Source organism: Vibrio mediterranei (assembly GCF_900088415.1).
Classification (GTDB): Bacteria; Pseudomonadota; Gammaproteobacteria; order Enterobacterales; family Vibrionaceae; genus Vibrio; species Vibrio mediterranei.
In genome coordinates, this window is the sequence record NZ_FLLQ01000002.1 from 558,809 (window position 1) to 570,221 (window position 11,413).

The 11,413-nt window shown below is 45.2% G+C and carries 14 protein-coding genes; all 14 read right to left on the minus strand.

The annotated features are described in order from the left end of the window. Positions 1-134: 134 nt before the first annotated feature. Entirely contained in the window at positions 135-1,352 is a 1,218-nt protein-coding gene (ccmI, locus tag VME0621_RS08620) for a c-type cytochrome biogenesis protein CcmI (protein ID WP_062457909.1), read from the minus strand. Next, complete coding sequence (locus tag VME0621_RS08625) at positions 1,352-1,837, minus strand: cytochrome c-type biogenesis protein (RefSeq protein ID WP_062457912.1); 486 nt, start codon at positions 1,835-1,837, stop codon at positions 1,352-1,354. Before VME0621_RS08625 ends, ccmI begins: the two co-directional genes overlap by 1 nt. After that, positions 1,834-2,388 (minus strand): DsbE family thiol:disulfide interchange protein, encoded by a 555-nt coding sequence (locus VME0621_RS08630; protein ID WP_006069994.1) that lies wholly within the window; start codon positions 2,386-2,388, stop codon positions 1,834-1,836. The genes VME0621_RS08625 and VME0621_RS08630 overlap by 4 nt, the downstream gene beginning before the upstream one ends. After that, complete coding sequence (locus tag VME0621_RS08635) at positions 2,388-4,349, minus strand: heme lyase CcmF/NrfE family subunit (RefSeq protein WP_062457915.1); 1,962 nt, start codon at positions 4,347-4,349, stop codon at positions 2,388-2,390. The genes VME0621_RS08630 and VME0621_RS08635 overlap by 1 nt, the downstream gene beginning before the upstream one ends. Further along, a complete protein-coding gene (ccmE, locus tag VME0621_RS08640; RefSeq protein ID WP_006069992.1) occupies positions 4,346-4,831 on the minus strand; it encodes a cytochrome c maturation protein CcmE in 486 nt (161 codons plus the stop codon). Before ccmE ends, VME0621_RS08635 begins: the two co-directional genes overlap by 4 nt. Further along, positions 4,828-5,034 carry a heme exporter protein CcmD gene (ccmD, locus tag VME0621_RS08645; RefSeq protein WP_006069991.1) on the minus strand — a complete coding sequence of 69 codons (207 nt, stop codon included), beginning with the start codon at positions 5,032-5,034 and terminating at the stop codon, positions 4,828-4,830. The genes ccmE and ccmD overlap by 4 nt, the downstream gene beginning before the upstream one ends. 5 nt (positions 5,035-5,039) lie before the next feature. Continuing rightward, on the minus strand, positions 5,040-5,789 hold the full coding sequence (locus VME0621_RS08650; protein WP_062457918.1) for a heme ABC transporter permease: 750 nt from the start codon (positions 5,787-5,789) through the stop codon (positions 5,040-5,042). A 66-nt stretch (positions 5,790-5,855) separates the two neighbouring features. Further along, positions 5,856-6,524, minus strand: a complete 669-nt coding sequence (ccmB, locus tag VME0621_RS08655; RefSeq protein ID WP_006069989.1) for a heme exporter protein CcmB — start codon at positions 6,522-6,524, stop codon at positions 5,856-5,858. A gap of 1 nt (position 6,525) precedes the next feature. Then, entirely contained in the window at positions 6,526-7,143 is a 618-nt protein-coding gene (gene ccmA / locus VME0621_RS08660) for a cytochrome c biogenesis heme-transporting ATPase CcmA (protein WP_062457921.1), read from the minus strand. A gap of 289 nt (positions 7,144-7,432) precedes the next feature. Next, positions 7,433-7,936 (minus strand): DUF2802 domain-containing protein, encoded by a 504-nt coding sequence (locus tag VME0621_RS08665; protein WP_062457924.1) that lies wholly within the window; start codon positions 7,934-7,936, stop codon positions 7,433-7,435. Continuing rightward, positions 7,936-8,430 carry a chemotaxis protein CheW gene (locus VME0621_RS08670; RefSeq protein WP_006069986.1) on the minus strand — a complete coding sequence of 165 codons (495 nt, stop codon included), beginning with the start codon at positions 8,428-8,430 and terminating at the stop codon, positions 7,936-7,938. Before VME0621_RS08670 ends, VME0621_RS08665 begins: the two co-directional genes overlap by 1 nt. Positions 8,431-8,501: 71 nt before the next feature. Continuing rightward, positions 8,502-9,515: a chemotaxis protein CheW gene (locus VME0621_RS08675; RefSeq protein WP_062457927.1), complete on the minus strand. Its 1,014-nt coding sequence runs from the start codon at positions 9,513-9,515 to the stop codon at positions 8,502-8,504. Beyond that, on the minus strand, positions 9,505-10,284 hold the full coding sequence (locus VME0621_RS08680) for a ParA family protein (RefSeq protein ID WP_006069984.1): 780 nt from the start codon (positions 10,282-10,284) through the stop codon (positions 9,505-9,507). The genes VME0621_RS08675 and VME0621_RS08680 overlap by 11 nt, the downstream gene beginning before the upstream one ends. A 2-nt stretch (positions 10,285-10,286) precedes the next feature. Continuing rightward, complete coding sequence (locus VME0621_RS08685; RefSeq protein ID WP_038229385.1) at positions 10,287-11,405, minus strand: protein-glutamate methylesterase/protein-glutamine glutaminase; 1,119 nt, start codon at positions 11,403-11,405, stop codon at positions 10,287-10,289. Between the last annotated feature and the right edge of the window lie 8 nt (positions 11,406-11,413).

Consider the following 11,413-nt stretch of genomic DNA (forward strand, 5'->3'; position numbering starts at 1 on the left):
ATAATTAGGAATTAAGCTCTAGATTGTTGTTATAACCACTAATAATGAGTATAGCGGTATGCAACTACACAGGCTAGTTAAAGCAACAATCTAGGCCAATATTTATTAATCAGTATGACTATGTGTTATAGGCATCAGTACTGCTGATTAATAGACACCTCCACGGTATCACCTAATTTAGCAGGCTGGCTTTCACCAAACCAATCGCCATCACGAGTAGCAACATTACCATCACTGTCGATACGAACTCTCACAATAAGGCCATCTAAACTTGATAGCTTACGCCCTTCCATCATGCTGTTGTTATCATCCAAAACAACAGTGCGTGGGAAAGTGCCTAGCGGATAGCGCGCTGCCGCAACTGGCATTGGCGAACCGTCAGCTGGGTGTACTGAGACGATTAGAGCTGCATCTTCTGGGATACGAGCATCAGGGCTTAGTGAAATCGTCACCGCCACTGACTTACCTTGAACAATCGGTTCACCCATGCGCGCTTTGGCACTCTCAATGCTTCGAGAAAGCATTTCATAGCGGCTGTCTTCTGGACCAATCATTTTCTGCATAATCGACCAATAACGGATAGCGCCTGGGAAATCTTCTCGCTCAAATGCATCAAATGCCAATAGCGAGAACACTCGAAGATCAACATACTCTTCTTGAATCAAGCTAGTAAGAAGGCTTCTTGCACGATTATTGTCCATTTCATCTTGAGACATCATCAGAGCTTGAGCGTAACCCAACTTAACATCTGCATCATTAGGCGTTAAGCGATAGGCTTTTTCCATCGCGTCTGTTGCGGTTGTCACGTCGCGATTCGCAAGGGCGATTCGACCTAACAGCAACCAGCCCGTTGCATCGTCTTTTTGGTAGTGCAAACGCGTACGCAATGCCAAAGTAAGATCTTTCATCTCATCTTCGGTCATTGGCTCAGCAGAGCCCGCCATCAGCTTCTTCGACAATTCAGGAAGATTAGCCGTGACTTCTTGCCAATTTTTCACCTTGGTTGCACCACCAAAATGCATATACATGCCGTAAGTCAAGATAACAACCAAAGCAACAGAAGGAATCAGTATCGCCATTGGCGAAATATTGAATTTCTCGGTTTGTTGCTGCTGTTGTGGAATATCGTCAAGCAGTGATTGTTTAAGGTCATCGATTAAGTCTTGTTGGTTCTCTACCAAGCCTTCTTCGTTTTCCACTTCCAACTCAGAAAGACGATCTTTATAGAATGCCTTGTTTAATTCATCACGAAGCTGTTCATCGTTGTTGGCTTTCTTACTGCTAAGAGTGATTGCCAGCAGTGCGATTGCAACGACAACAAGACCGACTGTTGATATCCAAAAAAGTGTCATTACTGCTTATCTCCAGTCTCTTTTTCATCCAGCAACGCTTTCAGTTGAGCTTCTTTTTCATCGCTCCACTCGCTGCCTGCTTGTTCAGTTTGCTTAACGCGGTTCTTACGACTGCGCATTACAATCAGACCAAAACCGAACACCACGACAAATAACGGGCCAACCCAGAGGATAGCCGTTGCGAATGTCAGCGGTGGATTATAAGTCACAAAGTTGCCGTAGCGAGCGATCATATAGTCGATAATCTCTTGCTTAGATTTACCTTCTTTGGTCATCTCATAGACTTTCTGACGAAGGTCTACAGCAAGCTCAGCATTAGAGTCACCTATAGTATTGTTTTGACACTTAGGGCAGCGCAGCGTGTGGTTTAGCTCTTTGAACTGGTTTTCCTGTTCTAACGAGTCAAACTCATGAACTTCAATTGCAGCATTAGCTGCCAACGCGAGCACTAATGAAGAAGCTAAAGCGATTAACCACTTTTTCATTTTTTCGCCTCCTCTAACATTTGCTGATATAGAGGCTGAAGTTTCTCACTCCAGTTACGAGCGTTCACATCACCAACGTGACGGTAACGAATCACACCATTAGCATCGATTAAGAAGGTTTCAGGCGCACCGTAAACCCCTAAATCTAGACCTAGCATGCCATCACCATCGAACAGGCTAATCAAGTAAGGATTACCCAACTCATTAAGCCATTGAATCGCCTTGTTACGTTGATCTTTGTAGTTCAAACCGATAATTTTGACGCCATTCCCCGCAAGCTCATTGAGATACTGGTGCTCGGCATAACAAGTTGGACACCATGTGGCCCAAACATTAAGCAGTAAAGGCTCACCTTTGAAGATATCCTGATTGTATAGCTTTCCAGGCTCGGCAAGATCTTCTAAACGAAACTCTGGAACGTGTTTGCCAATCAGCACCGATTCTAGCTTGGTAGGATCGTCCCCAGCCTGGTTCCGCCCTAGCTGAACCGCAAAGACCGACACCAGAATTAGAAATGCGACTAAAGGAATAAATAGGATCTTCTTATTCATTATGCGTCTCCTTCCGCCTTCGCTGTCTTTCTGAAACGGTAACGTTTATCACTGATAGCTAATGCACCACCTATAGACATAATCAGTGCACCTAACCAAATCCAACGAACAAACGGTTTGTGGTAGATACGAACTGCCCATGACTTACCATCATCTAGACGCTCACCCATCGCAATATATAAGTCACGAGTCACTCCACGATCGATAGCGGCTTCAGTCATCATAGACTTAGCAGTGCGATAGAAACGCTTTTCTGCATGAAGGGTGTTGATGTATTTACCATCTTTGGTGATTTCAAAGTCAGCGATGTAACCATCGTAGTTCGGGCCATCTTTGTCACGCAGACCTTTGAAGTAGAAGTCGTAGTCATTAATCTGGTAATGCTCGCCCGGTGCTAAACGCACATCGCGCTCAATGCTGTAGTTTTGCACCATAGCGATACCAATCACGCTTACCGCTAAGCCGATGTGACCCAACATCATCGCCCAGTGGCTGCGAGGTAGCTTAGTAATGCCTTTGGCAAAACTGTGGCGGTGAGTTGCACGCTCGTAAAGTTCAAAACCATGCATGGTAATGATCCAAGATGCCATCAACCATCCAAGGAATGCGAGACCTGTAAAGTATTCAGCCAAAACGGTTACCATCAGCGCAGAAAAAGCGAGTGAGATAACACCAGAGATTATCATTGGCTTAATAAGCGTCGACATTTTGTCACGCTTCCAGCGAATCAGAGGGCCGATACCCAGTAGGAACGCGAATGGCACCATTAGCCAAGTAAACAACATATTAAAGAATGGTGCACCGATCGATACCGAGCCCAGACCAATCTGTTTATGAACAAGTGGTAGTAAAGTACCAACAAGCACCACGACGAGCGCCGCCATCAACAGAACGTTGTTACCCAACAACGCGTTTTCACGTGACAGCAAATCGAAGTTACCACGTACTCTCACCGAGGCACCTTTCAAAGCAAACAGCAGTAACGAACCGCCTATCACGAATACTAAGAAACCAAGGATAAACATACCGCGCGATGGATCGGAGGCAAACGCGTGTACTGAGACCAAAATACCGGAACGTACTAAGAAGGTACCTAACAAACTCAAAGAGAATGCTGAAATCGCCAACAATACTGTCCAAGCTTTGAACGTGCCGCGTTTTTCAGTCACTGCCAACGAGTGCATTAATGCGGTACCCGCTAACCAAGGCATGAACGAGGCATTTTCAACTGGATCCCAGAACCACCAGCCACCCCAACCAAGCTCATAATATGCCCACCATGAACCCAGTGCGATACCTAGAGTTAGGAAAACCCATGCAGCGGTTGTCCAAGGTCGAGACCAGCGAGCCCAGGCAGTATCCAAGCGACCTGACATCAATGATGCAATCGCAAATGAGAACGCAACCGAGAAGCCAACATAACCCATATATAGCATTGGAGGGTGGATGATCAAACCAGGGTCTTGCAACAGTGGGTTGAGATCTCGTCCGTTAACCGGGAAGAAAGGTAACGTTCTTAAGAATGGGTTTGACGTAACAATGATAAACAGTAAGAAACCTACTGTGATCATGCCCATCACTGCTAGCACTCGCGCGACTGACTCTTGAGGCATACCTCGGCTAAAGCTAGCTACAGCAACGGTCCAAGCCGCTTGAATCAGCACCCATAGTAATAGTGAGCCTTCGTGAGCACCCCATACTGCCGTTAGACGGTAGTACCAAGGCAACTGAGTATTCGAGTTATTCGCCACATACTGCAACGTAAAGTCGTTAACGTAAAACGCCCACTCGAGAATAACAAAGGACAACAGTAGCATAATGAACATACCCCAAGAGAGAGGCCTTGCTGTGTTCATTAGCAATGTGTTGTTTTTCGATGCGCCTATGAGCGGCAAAATACTGAGTAGCACTGATAAACTCAACGAGAGTATCAGTGCAAAGTGACCAATTTCAGCAATCATTGACCGCTTCCTTGTTTCTGTTCTTGAGAATATTGCAGTGGTTCATGCGTCTTCTTCATAGCTTCTGCTACTTCAGGAGGCATGTATTCTTCATCGTGCTTAGCTAGTACTTCAAAAGCCTCAATCTTAGTAGGCTCCACTAGTACTCCTTGAGCAACAATGCCCTGCCCTTCACGGAACAAGTCAGGAAGAATACCATCATAAACCACTGTCACCTTAGGACCGACATCAGCTAAATCGAAGCTGACGCGCAGTGATTCTGTATCACGACTTACCGAACCTGCAACCACCATTCCACCAATACGCAGACGTTGGCCAATTTCAGGTTTTGAGCCGTCTTTCTTACCATTCACCAATTCCGTTGGTGTATAGAACAGATCCATGTTTTGATTAAGTGCATAAATGATCAAGCCAACAGTCGCACCGATACCAATGAAAATGGCCAGAATAATCCCGAGCCTTTTCTTACGCCTTGGGTTCATAGAGTGTTCTCCATATTTTTCGCTGCTTCGATACGCGCCTGCCTATCGACTTTAGCTTGAACGTCTTTAAGTAGTTTTTTTCCTCGTGACACGCTAGTCACGAGAAGAATAATCATGGACAAGAAGGTGATGCCAAATGCACTCCAAACATAGGAGGCATAACCTCCCATAGCAAAAAAGTCACCTAAAGATTCAAAATGCATAATATCTAACCTCTTTGCTTGGCTTGTTCAGCCAGTTTGATCACCCACGGACGGTGCCCCTCTTTATTGATGATCTCATTGCGTAAACGAATCATCGTCACAGCTCCGAAGAAGAAGGCAAATCCGAAAATATTCAGTAGCAGTGGCCATAACATGTCGCTCGAAATAGATGGCTTAGCGAACTTAGTAATCGTTGCACCTTGGTGTAACGTGTTCCACCATTCTACCGAGAAATGGATAATGGGTAGGTTGATGACACCAACTATCGCCAAAATGCCCGCCGCCTTAGCTGCAGTTTTTTGATCGTCAAACGCATGGTAAAGAGCAATAACACCCAAGTAGAGGAACAACAGAATCAACTCGGAAGTCAAACGAGCATCCCAAACCCACCATGCTCCCCACATCGGTTTACCCCAAACTGCGCCAGTAAGTAAGGCAATAAATGTAAATACAGCACCGATCGGCGCCATAGCTAGTGCGGCTAAGCTAGACAGTTTAACTTGCCACACCAAGCCAATAAATGCAGCAATCGCCATCGACATATACACACCCATAGACCAGATCGCAGAAGGGACATGAATATAGATAATACGGAAGCTGTCACCTTGTTGATAATCTGCAGGTGCAAACGCAAGCCCCCAGATGGTGCCGATAGATAAGCATAGCAATGCTATCGTGGCAAACCATGGTAAAAGCTTACCGCACAATTGGTAAGTGGTTTCGGGTTTGGCATAAGGATGGAGCCATTTCCACATAGTGTTTCTCACTCTTTGACGACATTTCTCTCATCGCCGAATCGGCAATGTAAGCGTGGTATATTTTTAGTTTACGCTAACTCTTAGTGCGGCACTGATAGCAAACGGAGTCAGAGTCATGGCTCCGGCTAACATAGCAGCTAGCAAAGCTAACTGACCATTATACGCAACACCCAATGATGCTGCATCAATCGCAGAAGTAGCAAATATTAGAATAGGAATATAGAGAGGCAATACGAGCAAGCTCAGTAGCACCCCACCTTTTTGCAACCCAACAGTCAATGCAACACCGATAGCGCCTATAAAACTCAAGGTAGGTGTCCCCACCAATAAAGTTAAGACGACAGCAATCCATGTATTTGAGTCCAGTGATAGCAAAATCGCCAGCAGTGGACTAATAATGATAAGAGGCAGCCCTGTCAGCAACCAGTGAGCGATAATTTTAGCTATAACAACCAGTTGTAGGGGAATAGGCATGAGCATCATCTGTTCAAGAGATCCATCTTGGAAGTCATCTTTAAACAGTCGCTCCAATGACAAAAGTGCAGAAAGCAAAGCGGCTACCCACACAATACCAGCAGCAATACGCGCCAGTAAGTTTGGCTCAGGCCCGATACTTAATGGAAAAAGAGTAATCACTATGATGAAAAACCATAGTGGATTGAAAATATCGGCTTGACGACGAAATGCAATGAGTAGCTCTCGACGGATTATTTTCATCATGGACGCAATCATACTACTCTCCAAGTTTGATCTTTTTGAGTTTAGGATTGTCGCTAAACATATCTTGGTGAGTCGTTAACAATACGATACCGCCCTGTTCCGCATGGTTGAGAAATAGATCTTCTAGCACTTTAACACCCTGCTTGTCGATCGCTGTCAGTGGTTCATCCAAAATCCACAATGGTTGCTTACTGAGCCAAAGACGCGCCAACGCTACTCTGCGTTGTTGACCTGCAGAAAGTTGAGCAACAGGTACATCTTCTCGACCAGCAAGGCCGACTTGGGTTAACGCAGAAAAAATCTGTTCCGTCGATGTGTCAGGAGCATGAATAGACTGATAAAACTTTAGATTTTCGAACGCGGTCAGATCGCGTTTGACGCCAGTTTGGTGTCCTAGAAACAACAAAGATTGGTGATAATCTTCCCGACTGGATTCGATTTTTTCACCGTTCCATTTGATCTCACCGTCTTCTTTATCTCCCAGTCCAGCAACAATACGCATCAGCGTGGTTTTACCGGTACCGTTTCGGCCCTCAATCTGTACGAGATCGCCTAATTGTAAAGAAAAAGATAAATTCTCAAATAATACGCGGTCATCGCGAATCGCTGTTAATTTTGTTACTTCTAACATTCATTTACGTACTGGTTCGACAGGGCGTCCATCTTACCATAGCTAAAATAGCGTTAAACGATAATGATCAAACTCGCTTCACGAAACTTGGTAAGAAACTATAAATTGCTGTTCTTAAAACGAAATATATACCCACAAAGTGGTATATATTTTCTTAATCTGTCATATCATGCCGAACCATAGAATAGCAAACCGTATACCTATGACGACTAGAAAAAGGTAAAGAATTGTTAACGTTGTTATTAAAATAGAACAAGAACATCAATGGGTTATTGATGTTCTGTAACGTCTATCTGCTCTTTTTAAGGGAGGAATAACCTTGACTGGCAGGTGCTCGGATAGGTTGCTTTGCCTTGTGTAAAGGCGGCACTTTTTCTTTGCCGGCAATTTTGTTCTGCAGCGAGAGCATCAGCTCTGCTTCCGCCTTTGGAAGTTCGCACTCTTCGATAAGCTCGTTGATATCCGCGCCCAGTTTGACCATTTTGTTAGCGCGAGTGTACAAACGACCGTCACTATCGACATTTTCCAGCTCGATAATACGCTCGGTTAGGTGGGCTATAATTTCTTCTTGTTCAGATACTTTCTGACCAAGTCCAACTAGCACCGAACGTACTTCAAGAAGCTGTTTATTGCATTTTTCTACATCTTTCTCTAGCGCTCGCTTTTGCTGGCGAGCATGTGCCTTATGCAAATTCAGGCCACGATGAACCCTCACCAACCATACAAAGAGAATAATTGCTAATGCCACCGCTCCCCATAGCAGTGGTGACATCAAAGACACAGAGTCAATCATTATAGGTAAGCCATTTCATCCCACTCATCTTCCGAGAGCAGTTTATTTAGGTCAACAAGAATCAACAATTTACCTTCACGGTTGCTCACCCCTTGAATGAACTTCGCGCTTTCATCTGTGCCAACACTTGGCGTTGTATCAATTTCAGAAGAGCGCAGATAAACCACTTCAGCCACGCTGTCGACTAGAATACCAATAACTTGGCGTTCAGATTCGATAACAATGATACGAGTATTATCCGTGATTTCACCAGGCATCAAGCCAAAGCGTGAACGAGTATCAATCACCGTGACCACGTTGCCACGAAGGTTAATAATACCCAATACGTAGTCTGGTGCTCCAGGTACAGGCGCTATCTCTGTATAACGAAGTACTTCTCGAACTTGCATAACATTGATGCCGTAGGTTTCTTCTTCTAACTGAAACGTCACCCATTGCAGCACTTCATCGTTAGCTTGATCTTTTCTTAGTTCAACATCCATCGTTTGAGACATAGTCTTCCTCTCAATTCATTTCTGCCTTGCTTCATAATAAAAGCGGAAGCAAATAGCATTAATTTTGTTGTTTACTGTACCGATTTAACATCTAATCCAGCATTAAGCATGTCAATTAGCTCAGACACATGAACTAACGCACACATTTGTTCTTTTACCATCCCAGCAAGCCAAGGACGCTTACCGGACTTTTCTCTCCAGCGCACTGCTTCTGGTCTAAGTAGTTCAGTACCTTTAAGTTCTGTAGATGCCAGTCCCCAATGGCTCTCACCTAACATCACAATATACTCATAAGCATCTTTGTAACTATCGTCATTAAGAACATCAGGCATTACCCACATAGCCGTATCAACCACATCAAGTTGACTATCACGACTCGACTGCAGCCCTAGATACCAAGCAGGTTTGCCAATCAAATGGTTTAGCTCACCAATCTGGTGGATACCACCAAGCTCATCCAAAGGCACGGCAAACGTCATACCATTGACATCAAAATACAGCACCTGAAAACCTTCAGTACGCTCGCCATTTTGCCAAATGTTCTGCTCACCCGACCCACCATCTGCGGTAACTAGTTCTACATCAACTGTATCGGCAATCTCAGAATCAACTTTAATATCACTAGTTACATCCGAAGTTTCTTCTACATCCCACGATTGAATTTCTTCTGTTGCTGGTTCAGCAGCAATTTGCTCTGACTCAACCTGAACGACTATGTCTGGCTCAGTAACTATTGACTCTTCAAGTGCTTGAGCTTCTGACTGGTGCTGCAACCCACTAAACAGCTTCTCAAGGTGTTGCAGATCTGGCTCTTCAGCTTCCGCGATAAGTTCGTCGTAAGTGCGTGCAACTTCTTTTGATTGGCTAAGTTGTAGTTGAGGCTCAGGTTGCCAAGTAGATTGTGAACCCTGCTGCTCAATAGAAGCCTCAGCTTCTGATACTTCAATAACAGAAGCTAGTTCACTCACTTCGATTGGCTCAGACTCACCACTATCAAAATCAAGGCCATCTTCTAGCCCTAATAATGACGTAAAGTAATCGTCTAGCGCTTGTTCGCTTGAGAGGGGAGCTGCATCAGCTTTCATCTTGAGCCAACCTTTCTAAATAAATCAGCAGCTGCTTATAGGCAAATACGCCACGACTTCCAGCGGCAAAATGCGACGCAGGTAAGTGCTTAAGACTTGCGTCTCTAAATTTGGTATCGATAGGTACCGCAGAGCTCCAAACTTGCGATGGATAATCGTGTTTAAGCTGGGTGAGTGTTTGCAAAGATGCCCGAGTGCGTTTGTCATACATGGTAGGGACAATCGTTACTTTGAATGGGCGTTGACGTGATTTCTGCATGATAGCCAACGTACGCACCATTCTTTCCAGCCCTTTCATAGCCAAAAACTCGGTCTGTACTGGGATTAAAATTCTATCACTCGCCGCCAACGCATTGACCATCATCACACCTAATATTGGTGGGCAGTCTATCAACACATAATCGTACTCGTCACGAAGTGCCAATAATGCGCGCTTTAAGATAAGTCCCATGCCACTGCGATTGCCCATAACGCGGTCGAGTGTCGCCAGCGACATATGAGCTGGCAAAATATCAATATTATCTATCTCGGTCTGGTGAATTAAGGCTTTAACACGTGTCTCACTGAATTCTTTCAGTTGGAACAAATCAAACAAGCTATGAGTCAGCTCGTCTGAATCCATACCCAGATAAGTGGTCAATGATGCATGAGGGTCGGTATCGATCAACAAGACTCGATGCCCCTTTTGGCTCAATAGTCCTGCCAACGTTACCGTGGTGGTGGTTTTACCCACTCCACCTTTTTGGTTAGCCACACTCCAAACAATCATAGTTAGTGCCTCTTGAGCTCTACTAAAATACGTTCGGCGATGCGCTCCAACGGCAGGTCTTCCGTCGAAATACCTGCTTTTGCTACAGCCTGAGGCATGCCATAAACCACGCAAGACTCTTCGTCTTGAGCCCAAATCGTTGACCCTGCAGCTTTGAGCATACGAGCGCCTTCTCTGCCATCTGCACCCATTCCAGTTAATATCATCGACAACACTTTGTCTTGATAGATCTTAGCGGCAGAACCAAAGGTGACATCTACACAGGGTTTGTAATTCATGCGTTCGCCACCATCAATGATGCGGATCTTGGTATTACCAGGGCGCCCCTCGAGCATCATCTGCATTCCGCCTGGCGCCAAATAGGCAACACCTGGTTGCAACATATCGCCATCCGCCGCTTCTTTGACCGTAATTTGGCAAAGAGAGTTTAAGCGTGCTGCAAACGCTGCCGTAAACGTCGCTGGCATATGCTGTACAAGTAGAATCGGGTGGGGATAATTAACAGGTAACTTGGTTAAGATCTTTTGCAGAGCGACTGGCCCGCCCGTTGAAGTTCCGATCGCTGTCAACTGATACGACTTACCACTGGCACGAAACCGTGCGGCTGGCGCGGTGGCCTTTACAGCACTCACTGAAGGTTCGACACGTGAAGCGGCTGTTCTCGATGATAATGTGCCCGCTGGTCTTGATATTGGACGAATAGGAGTTCTGCGTAACAACGCGCGACGGCTAGCAATTTGCTGCACACGTTGCTGCAATAGGCTGACAGCTTCGTCTTTGTTGCGCGCAATATCTTCAAATTTCTTTGGTAAGAAATCTAAAGCACCAGCTTCCAATGCATCTAAGGTCGCTTTGGCGCCTTCATGCGTCAAAGACGAGAACATAAGTATTGGGGTTGGTTGAGACGCCATGATCTCACGTACCGCAGAGATGCCATCCATAACTGGCATCTCTATATCCATAGTGATCACATCGGGTTTCAGAGACAGTGCCTTTTCGACTGCCTCTTTGCCATTCACAGCAACATCAACCACTTCTAATCGAGGTGCTGCATTAATAATATCGCTAACACGTCTGCGGAAAAAACTTGAGTCGTCGACGACGAGTACTTTAAGTGACATAGACTTCC